The organism is Prosthecobacter debontii, from assembly GCF_900167535.1.
GTDB lineage: Bacteria > Verrucomicrobiota > Verrucomicrobiia > Verrucomicrobiales > Verrucomicrobiaceae > Prosthecobacter > Prosthecobacter debontii.
This window is the reverse complement of record NZ_FUYE01000013.1, coordinates 92,533-110,103: the sequence shown is the minus strand read 5'-3', so window position 1 is coordinate 110,103 and position 17,571 is coordinate 92,533. Positions and strand designations below refer to the sequence as shown.

Sequence of the window (17,571 nt, the reverse complement as noted above, 5' to 3'; positions counted from 1 at the left end):
GCTGAAGTAATATCAATGACTGCCATGGTCCGCCGCTCTCCCGCTCTCGCTTCGGTCCCTGCCTCAGAGGACAACAACATCCTCCGCTTCGACGAAGCCCCCGAATTCAACCTCGGTCACTCCGATGAATCTCCCATGGAAGACATGGACCAGCAGGTCCGTGAAGCCCAGCAGAGACTCAGCCGCCTCCGCGCTGAGCAGGAGGAGCTGGAACATCAGCGGAAGATCCTGGAAAACCTGAAGCAAAAACAAGAACGCTTCATCGCTGGGCGCAAAGACATCACGGAAAAACTGGAGCGCAGCCTGCGCGCCATCACCGAAGATCTCGAAGACGCCCAACGCCGCGTCGAGGACCTGGCCACCACGCAGGAAGACTTCCGGGAACGCCTGGAAGAGCTGAAAATGTTCCTGCCTGAGCGCTGGCACCGCAGTCAGCTCGATCAGGAGCTGGACCGCGCCATCTCCTCCCTCATCGAGGCTGAAACATCCTTTGAAAAAGGCATCCGCCGCATCACCTCCCACCGCCCGGTGGAGACCTCCCCCCTGCATCTGAATCCCGACGAGGAAGAAGATGAAGAGGGCTATGCAGGCAACAGCCGTTTAGCCAATGTCCTTTCCGGGTCGGATGATCTGGGCACCTGGGTTCGTCGTGGATTTGCCTTCACGCTGCCCCTCATGGCCACCATCCTCATCACCCTGATCCTGGCCAAGCTGATGTTTTAACTCACTTCCCTGAATCCATGAACAAGCGCGTCGCAACCCGCCGTCCGAAATCTGTTCACGACTTGGCCATCGAGCAACGCCCAGCCAAGCTGAAACAGATCAAGAGTCGTTCCCGCGTTCTTCAGGAAGAAATCCACTCCCTGGAATGCGCCATCGTGGCCGCCCCTCACACGATCCGTCGCCAACGCTTGGCCACAAAAGACGTGTTGCCCGCTCCCGAAAGCATGTTCAGCAAAAAGGCCCTGCGCTCTCCGCAGCGTAAACCCCTGCACCAACTCAAGGCCGCCAAACGCCGCCGCATGGCCCTCCTCATCGAGCTCGGCGTCGTCATCACCTCCCTGGCCGCCGCCGTGGGCTGGATGAACCAGTGGTTTCATTGGTGGGAGTGAGACATTCATAAGAGCTTATCCTCAAGAGATGAAGCTCGGCTCACACAATTGCCCTCATTGCGGCAACCTTTACGCCTTCATAAAAGGCTCATCTGCAGGAGTCGCATGCAAAGTTGCAGGATGTGAAGTGGGCTTTGTCACCAGCCATTTTTCCGCCTTCAAATCCGACATGGTTGACTACACCTGCTATGTGGAACGGCTCCCCGAAAATTGGCTGCCTGCTGTGGCATGGCTTGGGAACCGTTTCAATATCCCCGTCACCCAAGCCAGAGCCTACAAAGACGACACGTCGCTGCCTTTAATCACTCGGAAGGCGGCAGAGTTATTTTATCTTCGCCAAGAGTTTGATGAGCACAGGATCGAGATCCGAATTGAACCGGAGTTCAAATACACCGCTGAGCATCTTAACCAGGATGGAGAATACCCGCTCAGCGATGCTGAAATGCAGGTCATGGAGGAGTTGCTCAGCAACTCTCAACATCTGTAAAATTCAATGCATTCAAGGCCGAGAACAAACTACCGCGTCTTGACGTCAAAGACTCCCTTTCATTACAATCCTGACTCGATTGCAAAGGGATGCTCCAACGCCCTTCCACATTCAAACATCTTATCTAGGGCGCACATCTTATGAGCAAATTCATGTGTTCATGCGGAGAGATTATCTACGATCAGAGTGACCGGCTACCATACAAGGGCTATTTCTTCGCTGACACCCAGTATTTCGATATCATTGACAAGATCACCGAAGAAATTACCGACTTCATTGAGGCACGCGTGGCTGGTCGAGAGCGCGAATGGATTGGCCAATCTTTTTTAAAAGGATACCCTTGCAACAAAGACTCTGACGTTGTTCATGACATCATCACACGTCACCTATCACAGGGAAATCGAGACGTTTACCAGTGCTCAAACTGTGGCCGCATTCACGTGGAGTGCCGAGGAGATTCATCGCGACTGGATAGTTTTTCTCCGGACGAAACACTTCACAAAGATGTCTTCTCTCGATGACGAAACTTCTCATGATATGAACTCACCCCGCGCACGACTTGAGAATGCGCTTCAAGATTCGGAACCAAGTCGCGCCGTTCACGCGCTTGCGATTGCCCTCCGCGACGAAGGGATGAGCCAGATCGAGATGCATCAACTGTTCGATGAATTCCGCGCTAAACATGCGAACGACACGGACGAGACCTATTACGATGCCGTTCTCGATTCGATGGATTTTATCGTCGGTTGGTGCAGTCCGAGTTTTCGCCTTTATCCGACCGAATTGCATCCCCCAACCTAACTGAATGCACGTCATGACGGTAAGATGCAGATGCCCGTTTAGCCATGGCCTTAACAGGACATCCTGAAGGGAGGCGAGCCATTAGCCCCGGGTGAAGCGAACGCAGTGAGCGAGAACCCGGGGATGCATACCCCAGGACATTCAGGTCAATGCCACGCGCCGGAGGTGCGCGAGAAGTAGCGGATTCAAGCTAGGGCCAATGAGCGGTAGAACATAGTGTAGACCTCTCGCCCCCATCCAGGGGGCGGCCTGCAAATAACACGCATGGCTTCTTCGACCGGGGGTTTTGTTCGCTTCGCTCTCGCCACCCCCGGCTAATATCTCGCCTCCTTCCAAGAGGCCTTACTTGCATAAAGGTGCTGGCTTTGAATGAGCTCAACTCAGCTCATCATCTTTTACTCCCAGGCCTTTCTCAATTCCCCACCCACGCGCTCATGAGGGAGCCAGAGGATGCCGATGGCGGTGGGTTGGATCTTCGACTTCACGGGAGTGAGGCGGGTGGTTTCGAAGACGAGGACGGCAGGGTCGTATTGATCGCGGATGCGTTGGGTTTCATCGGCGAGCTGTTTTTCCAGATCGGCGATATCGGCTTGGATGCGACCAAGCTCGGCCTCAGCAGCGGCAGCTTCCTGGTGCTCACGCATGACCCGGGCCGCACTGTTCACGGTGCTCGCCTTAGCCACAGAGGCGATGCCGCCTTTGCGACCGAAGAACGCGCCTAACAAACTGCTGCCAATGGACATGGCGGTGGAGAGCTTGGCCGAGGTGGCTTGGGACTTCTGCGTATCCACCTTCACCTGAGCTTTGATGGCTTTTTCCTGAAGCGATTTCAGAGCCTTCGCGGTCTTCTCACGCAGGGTTTCGATGGCCTGGTCCCGCAGCTCACGCGCAGTCTGAGTGATGCGGGCACGGAACTCATCCACCTTCTCACCAGGATTGGAATAGGCTTCCAGCAAAGGGCTGAAGCTCACCTCCAGCACATGATTGGCATACACCCAATCGACATAGTCTTTGCGGATACTGGTGTAGGTGCTGGACTTCATGGCGGCACCGGGGAGGTCCGTGTATTCGGCACCATCCACAGGCTGGCTTTCCCAACTGTCGGGATTTGCATCGCGGGGTAACTGCACAAACTTATCCCAAAGCACACGCTGGTTCTCGACATCGATCGGGTTCACCAAGGTCACTCGACTGCTTCCGGTGATCTTCCGTTTGGGATCATCGAAATTCGCTTCGGCACTGCGCAGGATGGCCGGCACGTAGCAGAGACTGTCGGCTGACACGCCCACGGTGCTAGCCACGAAGGCCTCCGCCGTGCCCTCAGGCAGACGCGGTTTGACCGTGTTGCGAGCGCCCGCAGGAGCCGCCGAGGCACCGGGGGGTAGGAAACCATCGTCCTCACCAGAAGCAGCGGCTCCGGAGGACTTCGCCGGGCGAATGGGGTCCATCAGCCGCTTCACCTGATCTCGCGCCAGAGGGCCGCTGAGGTAACTCATGATCCAGCGCACATGGAACACCACGGGACCATCTTCATGGACGTTGTTCATCAGAAACACACGGTTGCCCAGTCCGGAGATGGTCGTCTCCAGGGTCTTGCGATCAAAACTGCCACCACTGCTGCTGATGGCCCCTTCCAGACCATCGAGCAGGCGCGCCTTATCACGCTCCGTTTGCAGGCGACCAATCCACCAGGTGCCAATGTTGGCCAGGGCTTTGTAATCCAGGTCCACCGGGTTCTGGGTGGCCAGGAGCAGACCGAGCCCGAAGGCACGCGCCTGCTTGAGCAGGATCATCATCGGCTTCTTCGACGGCGGCATGGCGGTCGGTGGCAGGTAGCCATAGATCTCATCCATGTAAAACAGCGCCCGCAGGGACGTGGTGCCCTGCTGACTGCGCATCCAGCCTAACAATTGGTTCAACAGCAAGGACACGAAGAACATCCGCTCCGTGTCGCTGAGGTGCGCGATGTTAAAGATCGTGATCCGAGGTTTTCCCTCCGGTGTGTAATACATGCGCTGGATGTCCAGCGGTTCCCCCTCCAACCAAGTCGCAAAGCCGGGCGAGGCGATGAGGTTATTCAGCTTCATGGCCAGCGCCGTGCGCTTGGATTCCGGGCAGAAGGTCTCGATATCCACCACACCGATCTTCCGAAGCGGCGGCTGCTGGATGTGACGCACGAGGTTTTCCAGAGAGATGTTCTGGCCTTTTTTCCAGCAGAAGGCCACGATGTTCGAGAGCAGGATGTGCTCTGGAGATTGCACAGGATCGGCCTCAATACCCATCAGACCGAGCAACGAGGACACGGTGCTCTCGATGCGATCCGCCAGCACCTCCGCATCTTCCAAAACGGAAGCCGGAGGGCAATCCAGAGAACTGAGGATGGACACCTGAAGCCCAGCACTGCTGCCCGGCGTGTAGATGGCCATATTCACGGTCTGGCGCAGCTTACGAATACGTTCGGCACTCTGCCCCCAATCGCCCAGCCCCTTAGTCCACAAGCTCGATTGCTGTGCGGCAAAGTCATCCACGCTGATGCCCTTCCGCCGGGCATCGTCGGCATTCACCCAGGGTTTGAATTCCTCCGCACTCAGGTTCGGAAAGGTGAGCAGTGCATTGCCAATGTCCCCTTTCGGATCGATGGCGATGAGGGGCACCCCATCCATGGCCGCCTCCTCCAACAAGGCGAGGCAGAGCCCCGTCTTGCCAGACCCCGTCATGCCCAGGACGACGCCATGCGTCACCAGATCCTTGGAGTCATACATGATCAGGTCATCCTGGAGTTGCTTGGTGGCGAGGTCGTAGCCACGTCCGAGGTAAAAGGCACCGAGCTTCTCGTATTGGTCTGGGGAGATGGTCATGGCGAGGTGGAGATTACAAAGCAGCCACAGACAAGGACACCAGCAAAAAGTGTCCAAGGGGGCAAAACAAAGTTTACTCTGTCTCGCTGGCCCACGTTACACTGGCGCTCAGATCCCCGAGGAAGATTTCATCAAAGCCGCGATCCCGTGCTTTATCTCCCGGTGGCCAGAAGATGCCCGAGCGCATCCGGCGCACGATCTCTTCCGCGCATTCCAGGGCCTTATCCACCCACTCTTCCGTGAAGTTTTCCCAGATCAGCACCTTGGTGTCCTGCACACTTTTCGGCAGAGTGAAGTATCCCACTTCTTGAGGCGTCAACCCATGCAGCCGCAGCGCCGCTGCATAGAGAGGCAATTGAAGGTCTTTCCATTGCCAAGCCTTGCCATCTCTCGTTTCAAAACATTTCCAGACCTCGGCTTCTGGAATGCGCGAGCGCCCCGAGAGCTTGCGCGTATGGGCGGCCAGTGGCTCGGTCATGCGGTCGGAGGTTTTGAAGTCCAAGACCCGGATGTGTCCGCTGCGAGCATGGCGGTCGATGCGGTCCACTTTGCACTTCAATCGTGCGCCTTCGATGAGCAGCGGTGTGTCTGCGGAGGGTTCCCATTCAGCGCGATAGATCATCCAGCCCTGTTCACGTTCAGCGGCCTCGGTTTCAGCCGCATAGCGCAGCCGCTGATGCAGGCTCTCCAGTTGCAGTCCGATCAAGGGCGCGGGCCGTTGCCCATAGAGCATCCGCGCTTGTTTCATCGCCATCTCGACCAAGAAATCCCCGATCTCATTCGCATCCACACTGCGGCTCAGGCGCTCGTCATGGGCGAGCTGCTGCAAAGCGTGATGGATCAGCGTGCCAAACTCCGCCGGATCCAGCTCACGCTTCTCCGCATCCACCGCCTCCATGCGCAGTTCCTGACTGAGATAATCCCGAAACGGGCAGTCCAGATACGACCTGAGGCGAGAGGGAGAAATCGTCTCCAGCTTCAGCTTCACCTGCCGTGGGTGCAGCGGCCACGCGACGGTGCGCACGGGCTCCTGCACGCCATTTTCAGCGACTTCATCTTTGGGGAAGAGATGCTTCACCCGCAGCGGCAGATGGTCATCGGCACACAGAAACAGCAACCGCGAGGGACGCAGGGCCTCCCCCCGATCACTCCACTGCCCACAGAGCAAATGCAGAGCCCCGGCATGGGCGCGCTGCTCCGTCAAGGCCCGCAGGGTGTAGGCATCACGGGCAAAGCGCGATGCCTGACAAGGCAGGCCGAGCTGCTCCCGCAATTGGTCGGGGAGAAAAGGATGCGAGATCAAGATCCCCGGCACATACTCCTCATTCAGGCCTGCGACGACCAGCGCAGGTGCCGGCTCCCAGAGCAGTTCCAGCCAGCCTTGCAGCACCAGATCCACCTCACCACGATTTTCCGACAAGGCGGTCCTGGCCAGCGCCTCCAGGGAGAGGGCCAGAGCTTCTTCAGGGGTCGGCTTCAGGTCAAAGCGCCGTGCCTCTTCACTCACCTGACGGCAGCAGTCCAGCCACGCATCCCCCAGGGCCGTCACCCACTGATCCTGTGGAGCATCCGGCGCAAATTCGCGCTCCCCATAAAGCTGGATGAGGACATGCCGGGCGGCATCCGTCAGGTCATCTTCTTGAAGATGACTCACCATCCTCTGCGCCGCCAGGAGAGCCCGATGCAGCTCTGGGGAAACCGTGCGTCCCTCCAGCAACTCTACCGCGTGATCGATCGTCACCGGCATATGTTCCTGGCCAAAGGCATCCGCCTCTTCGATCAAAGACAAACCGCCCCGGCTCTGCTCGGCCCAGGCTTTTCTCACCTCATAAACCCGCAGTAACGAAGCGAAGGCTCTCCACGAGCGGCTCTCCACCAGTCGCTTGACCTGCTGGAGCACGTGCCACAAGCCCGTCTGCTGCGGAGCCACCCCGCCGGGCTCAAACACCCGCACCTCTTCCAGATCCAGCCGCTCATGCAAAACCGCCCCGACCTCAGGATCGCCCACCCCCACGGCCACACGCAGGTGAGGGGCGAGATCCCTCAGCAGATCCGTCACACGCTCTGCCTGAGCGGAGGCATCATGACAGAGATGCAGTTGATCTTCGGTGAGAGGTAGAATCAGGTCTGCCTCCTGGCCCCACTGAGTCGGTAAGGGACGCCCCAGCTCGTCAAACGTCTCCGCCAGATCCGTCGCTGCCTGAATGGCCACCACAGTCTCCTCCACGGGGCATTGGCTTAACCAACGATAAAACAAAGGCGGCAGGTCCGGTGCTGCCAAAACGATCACCCGCTGGACGCCCTCCGGCAACTGAGGGGCACGGGCGCAGTTCAGCCTCGCCGCTTGAGCGTCCACGAGGCCCACCGCCTCCAATTCAGCCTGATAGCTTTGAGCGATCTTCTCGAGATCCCGCCAGCGCCCGCTTTCAGTTCCGGCTTGCTCCGTCACATCGGAGAAGTCCAGCCCAGCAGCCCCCAACAACGAATGCAACTCCCCGAGTAAGCGTGCCAATTCCAGCTCCCAAAGCCAACCTCTCTCCTCCGGTAAACGTGGAAAGAGGGAACTCAGCCCCGTCACGTCCATCTGCCGCACCGCCTGCTGCCAAGCCATTTGAGATTGGATGGGCGTCGCCACCGTCTTCCGCATCGCCGCAGGCAGGAGAGCCTGCTCGGAGGTCCACACCCACGGCACCAGAGCCCCGGCGGAAATGGCGCGGGCCAGACCTTCCTTCAGACGCCTCCCAGCTTCCGAGGTGGGGACGATCAGGAGCGTATCACTCAGGTCCAACGCCGTCGGCCCCGTATGCCCCTGCGTGAGATAACGCACGGCATTGTCCAGGACAGGCCTGTCCCAGCCCCAAAAGTGGCGTGTCAAAGTCGCCATGGTTGCAGGGCTATTGGCGATTCAAGTCCATGAGAGTCGGCAGACGATTCAGCGGATCGGCGTCTCCCCCCGCAGCGGCGGCAGGAGAGGGCGGCAGCTTCTTGTCAGGTGATTTCAGATAACGAAGTAGTTCACTATCCGTGCTGAGAATCAGGCTCGTGTCCGCCGTCAGAATCTTCTTATAGGCTTCCATCGTCTTGATGAACTCAAAGAGCTCTCGGGACTCCGGTGAGCTGTCGTAGGCTTTGGCATAGATCTCGGTGGCCTTCGCGTCCGCTTCACCTTCGATCTCCTGCACCTTTCGGTAGGCCTCAGACTCGATCAGCTTCAGATCGCGCTCCCTCTGGCCCAGGATCTTGGCGGCCTCCCCTGCCCCTTCGGACTTGAAGCGCGCAGCGATCTGCGTGCGCTCACTGACCATGCGCTGAAAGATGGTCTGACTGACCGATTGATTGTAGTTGATGCGTTTGAAGCGCAGATCCATCAGCTCAATGCCAAAGCCTTTCACTTTGGGAGCAGCGCTCGTAAAGATTTCCTTCTCCAAAACAGCCCTGCCCTTCAAGATTGGAGGCAAGACACCGATACGCGAATCCGCAATCGAAGCTCCAGAGGCAGCTTCACGCGCCACTTTGCGATCCTTGGTCGTGCGGATGGCCTCGATGAAGTCATGCTTGGCGATGACGTTGCGCGTTTCACTGCCGAGGATGTCGGTGAGTCGAGATTCGGCGGTGCGGATGTCCCTCAGATTTTCAAAGAACACGCGCGGATCACTGATGCGCCAGCGGGCAAAGTTATCCACGGCGATGTAAACTTTATCCTTCGTCGGCATATCCGCCGGAGGGCCGTCCCACTCGAGAATGCGTTTTTCAAAACGGTTCACCTTTTGAATGAAGGGCATCTTCACATGCAGGCCGGCATCGCTGACGGTTTCCCCCACGGGCTTGCCAAATTGAGTGATGATTACCTGCTCGGTTTCACTGACCGAATACAGGCTGGCGCTCCCCAGAATATAGAGGGCAAAGCCGAGGATCAGAATGATCAAGGAAAGGGCTGATTTCATCGTGGGTTACGGCTGGAGTTCGTGTTAGGCGCTGCGAAGGGGACCTGCGCCGCCGGATTCGGTTTGAGATTCATCAGAGGGAGAAACTGGGGCACCCGATCATCGATGATGATTTTGCCGGGGATGGTCGGCAGCACTTCGCTCAGCGTCTCCAGATAGATGCGCTTACGGGTCACCTCAGTGGCCTTCCGATACTCGGTCAAAAGCGCCGTGAAACGGGAGGCATCCCCTTGAGCTTGGTTCACGCGCTGCGTGGCATACCCTTCCGCTTGACTGATATTTTGTTCGGCGATGCCCCGAGCCTCGGGGATCACCCGGTTGTATTCGCCATTGGCTTGGTTGATCGCCGACTCTTTCTGCTGCTGGGCGCGGTTCACTTCATCGAAGCTGTCTTTGACCTCGGCAGGAGGATTGACATTGCCGAGCTGCACTTGGTCGATGTGCACGCCCATGTTGAGCGTCGAGGCTATTTTTTGCATGCCTTCCAGCGCTTTGATCTCGATCTCCTGGCGTCCGACGGTGAGCACTTCATCGATCGAGCGATCTCCCACCACCTCACGCATGACCGCCTCAGACATGTCCCGAAGGGTGGACTGGGGCTCGATGAAATTAAACACAAAGTCACGGGCGTTGGCGATGTGGAACTGCACCACCCACTCCACCACAGCGGCGTTGAGATCACCCGTCACCATATTCCGCTCCCGCGCCATCTCTTCATAGTCGTCATTGTATTGATACTCATTGTTGGCCCCGCGCGTGCCATAGCCAAACTCGAGCTTCAACTGGCGCCGGATTTCCACCTGCGTCACATCGTCGATGCCGAAGGGCAGTTTGAAGTTCAAACCCGGCTGGGTGGTGTCCAGGTATTTGCCAAACCGCTGCACCACGGCCACCGAGCTGGCGGGGACTTGATAGAAGCTGGAGAACAGGCCGATCCCCACGATCAGGGCCGTGACCACCCCAAGGATGCGGCCAGGATTGATCTTGAGGTTCGATGGATTCGGAAACGGTAAACTCGGAGGGCGTGAGGCAGCCATGGGCTCAGCCTACGGGGGCCTGGCCCAGAGAGCAAGCTCGGGGGTGTTATAGAAACGCAGCTTGTGAGTAATGCCTCACTTCAGGCTGCGCAAGTAAGCCACCAGATCCAACAACTCCTGAGGGGTGAGCGTCATATCCAGCCCCATCGGCATCAGGCTGGTGGTGAGGGCGGTGTCTGAAACGATCTGCTCATGCGGCAGCAGGCGCTCCTGCCCTGCCACATCCAGAATGATCAAACCCTCGGCGGCATGGCTGCGGATCACTCCCATGGCGCTCTGCCCATCGCTGAGTTCAAAAACGTGCGCTTCGTAATCACGGGCCAGCGTGTTGCTGGGAAACAGGATGCTTTCGAGCAAATCCCGCTCGGTGCGAATGCTGCCGATGTGGGAGAGATCGGGACCGATGGCGCGGCCTGTTTCGCCGATCTTATGGCAAGCGATGCAGGTGCCTTTCCCCATGGCAAAGTTCTTTTGACCGTCCTCAGCATGACCACTCTGCCCGACCTTTTCCGCGAGGCTGCCGAGCTGGCGTTTCTTTTCATCCATCTGCTGCTCCAGCTTCTGCCGGGCAGGCAAGACGATGCCTTCAAAAATGGCTGGAGGCAGATGACTGAAGCAGGTGCGGTAAAAGCTTTCCTGCTGGCTTAAGAGCGCTGGGTTCAACGCCAGCTTTTGAGCGAGCAGACGGGCATCCTCCTCAGACTTCACCCGGCGCACCAGGGGCAACAATTTCTCAAGCTCCACCGGCCCAGCAGTAGCCAAAGCCGGAGCCAGCCCCTGAATCAGCTCCGGTGTCACGGATGCGGCGCCGAGCATGCTGGCCGCCTGAATACGGGCTGCGGACGGAGCTGCCATGTCGGTGAGCGTCTGCAGCAGGAAAGCCAAGGTCTCTGGCGTTAACCGATTTTGCTTCCGTGCATCCAAGGCTTTCAAACGCACAGAGAGCGCCAGAGAGCTGTTATCGGCGATGTCTTGCAATTGCACTTCAAACGGATGCTGTTTCAGGCGCTTCAAGACGGCCAGAATCAAAGGCAACTGCGGCTGTCCGGCCTTGGGCTCTAATGACGTCGTCCACTCGCTGGCGACCGGAACACCCGGCTGATCCGCCAGCACCCGGAGGGCAACCTCCCGCACCGCCGCTTGTGGGTGCGACAAAGCCAGGCCCAACAAGGCCTGCACACCGAGCTGGGCATGCAGGGCATTCAAATAGCCCTCCAAAGCCTTGAGCTGAGTTTCCGGCATTGAATCCGCCCTCAGCCATGCCTCGACGCGTGCTGTCACGGGTGCCGCGGCCTCTGGTTCAGCGGCAATCACTTCCAGTGCGACCTGAGCCAACGCCACATCGGCATCATCCAGATGCTGGGCGGCTAGATCACGCTTTTGCTGAGCTTCAACATCGTCCTGAGGCTGAAACCCGACCAAGAGACGGCGCAGGGCGACAGGGCTCCTCGTTTCCACTAAATCCTGAACACCAATCACCGCTCCTGAAACCCTCACTGCATGAAGAAGCGCGTGCTCCAGGACGGGCTCCAGCGGATGATCCAGCATCTCACGCAGGCCTGCATCGATCTCTGAGGACGATCCCTGGCGGGCGGCGGCGGCCAGGGCATGCAGGACGGCTCGTGGCTCGGGTGATGTGAGTTGCTGGACGATCTCCGCCGGGCTCGTCAGTTGCCAATCCGCTTTCCACGCCAGAGGTTGAATGGCGGGCGTGACCTTCGGTCCCCGCAGACGATAGACACTCCCCAAGAGATCAGGCTTGGCCATCAATGAAGACGGGCAGCCGATGCGGAACCATCCGCCTGTATTCAAGACCAGTAGCGAGCCATCATGATCCACCATCACATCCGTGAGATGGACATCAGGATTGTGGATTTTCAGAAACTCATTCTCCACGGCTTTAAAGGTAGCTCCTGAGGGAACCAGATCCATGCGCACCAGCCGCTGAGTATTGAAGTGAGTGACATACAGCGCCGAGGCCGTCTCCTCTGGGACCAGCGTGCACCCACTCACCGCCACATGGCCGAAGTTATGCACCACCGGCATGCGGCTGAGGGTCCTGGGCAGTTCGGCGATGACCTGCATCTGATCCGCCCGCTCATACACCCCACCTAACAACCAATGCATCAACGTATCTCCACGCGGTTGGCTGTAATACAGATTGCAGGTGCCGAGGATATCCCCTTGAGGCGTAAAGGCTAAGCCCGTGGGGTTATCCGCACACCCCAGGGAATGCCACTGCACATCTGAACCATCCGGCAGGCAGGACCAGATGCCACTGGCTTTGCCTTCGTGGACCACGTGACCTTCTTTACCGATGACCTTGTGCCCTTTGCGCCCATGGCACCAGTAGAGTCGGCCATTGGGATGCAGCTTGGGGCCATGCACATCGGCGGCATTCCCGGTATAGTCGAAGCCACGGACGATCATCTGCCGCTCATCCGCCACGCCATCCCCATTGGTATCGGTCAGCTTCCAGAGTCCCGGTGGGCTACACACATAGAGGCTGCCCTTCAGCCAAGCCACTCCTTGCGGAAAGGTCATCTTGTCGGCAAAGACGGTGCTGCGATCAAACGCACCATCGCCATCCTCATCCTCCAGCAGCAGGATGCGATTCGGCGGATTCTGGTCCAGTTGCGCTTGGTTCCAGTTCACCCCGACGGCATCCCCGATGTAAAGGCGACCTTGATCATCCACACAGCCCATGATGGGATGGGTGACCAGAGGTGACGATGCCACTTGCTGGAGGGTCCACCCCTCGGGCAAGGTGTGCTCTGGTGCGCTTTTCTCAGCCCCTGACCGCTCGATCACGACCGGACGTGCCGCGCTCGTAGGCACCGTATTTCCTGGATCAGGCGGCAGATCGGCGGCCACACCGACGTCAAAACCGGCAGAAAGCAATGCGAGAGCGAAGAGAGGATTCAGAGGCCGCATCCCGACATCACGGTCCGAAACCGCCTTTCCTGTCAAAGCGGTCCCTGAAGCATCACAAGCGCACCAGTTTTAGCGATTTCTGGTCATCGCTCCACGCAGCGCCGTGCGGTAGTTCACCACGGCGTCCGCAATCGCGCTGGTGACGGATTGGCGGTAGGTGTCGGAGGCGATCAGGCGGCACTCGTTGCCATTGGTCACAAAACCGCCTTCGAACAAAATGCCGGGACGTTTGCACCCCGTCAGCACACTCCACTGGGCGCGCTTGATGCCACGATCCACAAACTTAAACTTGCTGATCACCATCGCATGCACAGCGGTTGCCAGGGCGATGTTGGCGGAATCATGGGTATTGCCCGTCAGACCATTGGCGTTGTAACCGCCGCCGCGCTCCAGACTCGCGGAGCTGCCTTGAGGAGTCAGCGCGAAGGTCTCGATCCCGCTCGCCACACTGCTGGAGCCCGAGTTGAAATGCAGGCTGAGGAAGATGCTGTTCGGCGTGGCATTGGCCACCGCCACACGTCCACCGAGAGTGATGAAGGTATCCGTCGTGCGGGTCATCACCACTTTGAAACCACGGCGCATCAATTCAGAGCGCAGCACCCCGGCCATTTTCAGGGCGAAGTCTTTTTCATAACCGTAAACACCGCGTGCCCCGGCATCGTGCCCTCCATGTCCGGCATCGATCACCACCGTATCGAAGGGCTCGGCATCGGTGATGTAGGTCGGACGCAGGACGGGGTCGATCAGCTTGCAAAGGTCGATCCGTGAAAACAGGGCCCGGCCACCGGATTCCTGCACGGGATAGCTCAGGATGAATTTGATGTTGTTGATGAGCAGTTCCTGGCTGCCAATCGTCCCTTTCAAAATGAGGTTGTTGGAGCGGAACCAGACATGCTTACCATCCACCTTGTAGGAGTTGAACCGGTAAAACTGGTGCATGCTCTCGCCAGTGATGTAGTCGCGGCCATTGACCTTCACGATCTGCCAGCCCGCATTGGCAGGCAGTTGGGTCGCCACTTCAGGCTTCGCTGGAGCCGACTTCGACGGCTCAGACTTGGGTGTTTCAGCCTTATCGTCATCCTTGGAGTGACCAAATTCGCCATCGCCTCTATCCGCCACACTCTTTTCGGGTGCCTTCGGCTTTTCGACCGCCTTCTCAGGGGCAGGAGTCGTTTTTTTAGCCGTCGTCGGCGCAGGGGTGGATTTTTTGGCGGTGGAGGAAGAACTGCCCTTCGAGGAGGAAGAGGAGGAACCCGAGCCGGACTTCGGCTTGATCGTCGTCACCTTGGGTTTCGGCCCCGGTGTTGCAGGCTTGGGCTTTTCCTCCACCACGGGCGCGGGGGGAGGTGTCGGAGGCGCTTCCTCCTTCTTTTTACCGAAACTGAAGACGCGACCGATGAAACCGGGCTTATCCTCCTCCGGTTTGGCCACATCGGCCTGTGCCGCGACAGTATTCAAGACCGCCAGCACCAGGGCTGTGCGGCAGATGATTCGATGTTTAGCGAGCGGAACGAATCTCATGTGGGAAGCAAAACTGCGTGAAAAAGACGCGGCTAGGCCGCCAGGGGCTAAAGATAACAGACTAGGCATTTTTAGACGTTTGGCAAACCGGATGTCACATGGGTATGCGATCTCGGTGCATGAACGTTGACAGAGCGGGGGCTCTTCATGTGTTCTTACACGATGCGTTTCACCCTCGCCGCGTGCCTTTTTGTCAGTTTCCTCCCCGCCTTTGCTCAACAAAAGGCCAAAAAAGTTTCTGCCCCCCCTCAAGCACCTGCCATTCCTGCTAACACCCCCTGGGGTGACTACTTCGAGAAGGATTTCCCCTTTTTCAGCAGCGTACTGGATTGCCGTGACCTCGGTGAAGGTTTCCCCAAGGACAATCTCACCCCCCGGGGTCTGATTCTCAATCTTGGCCACAATTACTGGGCCTGCTTTGACACCGACCTCCTGCGCATTTCGGCCATCTGGCAGGGTGAGGAAGGCAAACCGCACGTCACTCCCGATGCCCTCGCCCCTGGTTCCTACCACATCGCTGGGCAAAAAACCAAGGACGGCCAAGAATACCTGCCCAAGCCCATTGGTAAGGTCCTGCTCACCAACGGCATCTATCCCGGCTGGCAGATCGGCGACAAGCCCAGCTTCACCGATCCCCGTGAACCGAGCGAGAGCCCGGAGGAAGTGGGACGGGGGAGTTTGCCGCCAGCAATGGGGAGATTCCTGGGCGTTGAACTGGATACCGACCACAAACCTGTTGTTCTCATCGAAGTGGACGGTGCCACGATCAGGCAGCGATTTGAGGTGACGGTCAATGACGACAAAGGATCCTTCCTAACTTCGGGCACGATCACGGCCCACCCCCAGAAGCTTTGGTTTGTGCCACCAGGCAAGGCTTTATCGGCCAATCCAAAAGGGCAGTTTATTGTCCGCAACCAACCCCTCGTTTTCTACAGCCCGCAGGGTGAAATGGTGCTTCCTTTTGACCCACAAGCAAAGAACACTGTCCGCAAGGAGCCCCACTTTAAATTAAGCTTCGAGCTCGGGCTCGTAACGGCCAAAGGATCAGCAGCGTCAAGCAGGACGGACTGGAAAGCGGCAATCTCCACCCAGGGCATCCTCTCCCAATCCCCCGACGCCTACGTGGTGGATGAGATTCCCCTGCCCGTCCCGAATCCTTGGAAGCGCAATGTGCGTCTCGCCGATCTCGCGTTCCTCAACGACCAGGGCGATGCCGCCGCGGTCACCTTCGATGGCGATGTCTGGTTGGTGTCCGGATTGAAAGGCGATCTGGAAAAAGTCACCTGGAAACGCTTCGCTTCCGGTTTGCACGAGCCCATGAGCATCGTCTCTCGTCAGGGGGAGATCTTCGTGTTTGATCGCAATGGCATCATCAAGCTGGTGGACACCAACGGTGACCAGGAAGCCGACCGCTACGAGACCTTCTGCAATCTCTTCGCGCAAACGGCCGAAACCCGCGAGTTCCCGAACTCGATGAAGCTCGGCCCTGACGGCTCCTTTTACCTCTCCAAAGGAGGCCAAGAAGGCACCACTTATGGCAAGCACAACGGCACCGTGCTGAAGGTGGCTCCCGATGGCAAATCCTTCGAGGTCATCGGCCACGGTCTGCGTCAGCCATTCATTGGCGTGAATCCCAAAACAGGCCTCGTGACCGCCAGTGATCAGCAGGGCAACTACGTGCCTTCGACCCCGATCCACATCATCGAGAAAAACCAATTTTACGGTCACCTCCCCACCATTGCGCCAGAGGAACAATACAAGGAGCCGATTGCTGAGCCGCTGGTCTGGATTCCCCATCCCGTGAACCCCAGCGGTGCCACCCAGACCTGGCTCATGGATGCCAAGATGGGACCCGTGAATGGCGAACTCATCCATGTGGGCTACAATCGACCTGAACTCTTCCGTGTGCTGATGAATACACGTTTCCAGCGTCCTCAAGCTGCGGTCATGAGCTTCAGCCGCGACTTCGATTTCGGCCCCCTCAACGCCACGGTCAACCCGGCGGATGGTCAGCTCTACGTCATGGGTTTCCAAGTCTGGGGCACCACCGCGAAAAAGCTGAGCGGTCTGGTGCGCCTGCGCTACACGGACAAACCGCGTGTGTTGCTGAAAGAAGTCACGCCCACAGACAAGGGGCTGCTGCTGCACTTCAATGCCAAGCTGAATGAAAAGCTGGCCACCGATCCCGCCAACTACAGTGCGGAACGCTGGAACTACAAGCGCACCCACGACTACGGATCTCCACACTTAAAGTTAGACGGCAGCACCGGCCAGGAATGGATCACCCCGAGCAGCGCCTACCTCAGCCAGGATGGCATGAGCGTACTGGTGGGTATTGCCGATATGAAAGCCGGGGTGCATCAGATGCGCATCGGCTGGGGGCTGGAAAGTGCGGATGGCCTCAAAGCCGCCAACACTGCCTATTTCAGTCCCTGGGAGTTGGCGACTTTCGATCCCGTGAAAGAAGGCTTTGGCAACATCACCGTGGATCTCACCCCGCGCAAAACGGAGACCGTCGCCCTGGCCAAACCCACCGTCGAGGAAGGCGCCAAGCTGTATCAAATGATCGGCTGCATGGCCTGCCACAGCATCGATGGCAGCACCGTCGGCAAGGTCGGTCCGAGCTGGAAAGGCATCTACGGCACGGAGCGCATCCTGGGCAAAGGTGGCAAGTCCGTCATCGCTGATGAAGCCTACCTGCGCGAGTCCATCGTCAACCCCAGCGCCAAGGTTGTGAAAGGCTTCGAGAAATTCGATACCGGCATGCCCATCTATGCCGGGATTCTCAATGATAGCCAGATCGATAGCCTCGTGCTGTATATCAAGAGTCTGAAGTAAGAGTTGTGACCTAACCAAAAGAGATTAGCTTGCCTGAGA

11 protein-coding genes are annotated in these 17,571 nt (G+C 58.2%); 5 read left to right on the top strand and 6 right to left on the bottom strand.

What is annotated here, in order from left to right:
* Positions 1 to 24: 24 nt before the first annotated feature.
* The 4 genes from B5D61_RS17800 (at position 25) to B5D61_RS25840 (ending at position 2,400) form a co-directional block, all read left to right on the top strand.
* Complete coding sequence (locus tag B5D61_RS17800; protein ID WP_139373341.1) at positions 25 to 723, top strand: hypothetical protein; 699 nt, start codon at positions 25 to 27, stop codon at positions 721 to 723.
* 17 nt (positions 724 to 740) lie between these two features.
* Positions 741 to 1,112, top strand: coding sequence for a hypothetical protein (locus tag B5D61_RS17795; RefSeq protein WP_078814780.1), 372 nt, complete (start codon positions 741 to 743; stop codon positions 1,110 to 1,112).
* A 28-nt stretch (positions 1,113 to 1,140) separates the two neighbouring features.
* Positions 1,141 to 1,599, top strand: a complete 459-nt coding sequence (locus B5D61_RS17790; protein ID WP_139373340.1) for a hypothetical protein — start codon at positions 1,141 to 1,143, stop codon at positions 1,597 to 1,599.
* Positions 1,600 to 2,103: 504 nt separating this feature from the next.
* A complete protein-coding gene (locus B5D61_RS25840) occupies positions 2,104 to 2,400 on the top strand; it encodes a hypothetical protein (RefSeq protein WP_217699010.1) in 297 nt (98 codons plus the stop codon).
* 395 nt (positions 2,401 to 2,795) lie between these two features.
* On the opposite strand, the gene B5D61_RS17775 is transcribed toward B5D61_RS25840, so the two are convergent.
* From B5D61_RS17775 to B5D61_RS17750, 6 genes are all read right to left on the bottom strand, one after another.
* Entirely contained in the window at positions 2,796 to 5,258 is a 2,463-nt protein-coding gene (locus tag B5D61_RS17775; protein WP_078814776.1) for an ATP-binding protein, read from the bottom strand.
* Positions 5,259 to 5,331: 73 nt separating this feature from the next.
* The gene (locus tag B5D61_RS17770) at positions 5,332 to 8,142 is read right to left on the bottom strand and encodes a PD-(D/E)XK nuclease family protein (RefSeq protein WP_078814775.1); all 2,811 of its coding nucleotides are present in this window, start codon (positions 8,140 to 8,142) and stop codon (positions 5,332 to 5,334) included.
* A gap of 10 nt (positions 8,143 to 8,152) precedes the next feature.
* A complete protein-coding gene (gene hflC, locus B5D61_RS17765) occupies positions 8,153 to 9,202 on the bottom strand; it encodes a protease modulator HflC (protein WP_078814774.1) in 1,050 nt (349 codons plus the stop codon).
* Complete coding sequence (hflK, locus tag B5D61_RS17760; RefSeq protein ID WP_078814773.1) at positions 9,199 to 10,239, bottom strand: FtsH protease activity modulator HflK; 1,041 nt, start codon at positions 10,237 to 10,239, stop codon at positions 9,199 to 9,201. The genes hflC and hflK overlap by 4 nt, the downstream gene beginning before the upstream one ends.
* A gap of 75 nt (positions 10,240 to 10,314) precedes the next feature.
* On the bottom strand, positions 10,315 to 13,173 hold the full coding sequence (locus tag B5D61_RS17755; RefSeq protein ID WP_078814772.1) for a PVC-type heme-binding CxxCH protein: 2,859 nt from the start codon (positions 13,171 to 13,173) through the stop codon (positions 10,315 to 10,317).
* Between the two features lie 69 nt (positions 13,174 to 13,242).
* Complete coding sequence (locus B5D61_RS17750) at positions 13,243 to 14,694, bottom strand: N-acetylmuramoyl-L-alanine amidase (RefSeq protein ID WP_176159508.1); 1,452 nt, start codon at positions 14,692 to 14,694, stop codon at positions 13,243 to 13,245.
* Between the two features lie 162 nt (positions 14,695 to 14,856).
* Between B5D61_RS17750 and B5D61_RS17745 the strand changes: the two genes are divergently transcribed.
* Positions 14,857 to 17,532 carry a DUF6797 domain-containing protein gene (locus B5D61_RS17745; protein WP_176159513.1) on the top strand — a complete coding sequence of 892 codons (2,676 nt, stop codon included), beginning with the start codon at positions 14,857 to 14,859 and terminating at the stop codon, positions 17,530 to 17,532.
* The last annotated feature ends 39 nt before the right edge of the window (positions 17,533 to 17,571 follow it).

Coding starts and splice junctions, on each gene's coding strand:
- B5D61_RS17790 (WP_139373340.1), top strand. CDS start 1,141: ATGAAGCTCGGCTCACACAATTGCCCTCATTGCGGCAACCTTTACGCC.
- B5D61_RS17795 (WP_078814780.1), top strand. CDS start 741: ATGAACAAGCGCGTCGCAACCCGCCGTCCGAAATCTGTTCACGACTTG.
- B5D61_RS17775 (WP_078814776.1), bottom strand. CDS start 5,258: ATGACCATCTCCCCAGACCAATACGAGAAGCTCGGTGCCTTTTACCTC.
- hflC (WP_078814774.1), bottom strand. CDS start 9,202: ATGAAATCAGCCCTTTCCTTGATCATTCTGATCCTCGGCTTTGCCCTC.
- B5D61_RS17755 (WP_078814772.1), bottom strand. CDS start 13,173: ATGCGGCCTCTGAATCCTCTCTTCGCTCTCGCATTGCTTTCTGCCGGT.
- hflK (WP_078814773.1), bottom strand. CDS start 10,239: ATGGCTGCCTCACGCCCTCCGAGTTTACCGTTTCCGAATCCATCGAAC.
- B5D61_RS17800 (WP_139373341.1), top strand. CDS start 25: ATGGTCCGCCGCTCTCCCGCTCTCGCTTCGGTCCCTGCCTCAGAGGAC.
- B5D61_RS17745 (WP_176159513.1), top strand. CDS start 14,857: ATGCGTTTCACCCTCGCCGCGTGCCTTTTTGTCAGTTTCCTCCCCGCC.
- B5D61_RS25840 (WP_217699010.1), top strand. CDS start 2,104: ATGTCTTCTCTCGATGACGAAACTTCTCATGATATGAACTCACCCCGC.
- B5D61_RS17750 (WP_176159508.1), bottom strand. CDS start 14,694: ATGAGATTCGTTCCGCTCGCTAAACATCGAATCATCTGCCGCACAGCC.
- B5D61_RS17770 (WP_078814775.1), bottom strand. CDS start 8,142: ATGGCGACTTTGACACGCCACTTTTGGGGCTGGGACAGGCCTGTCCTG.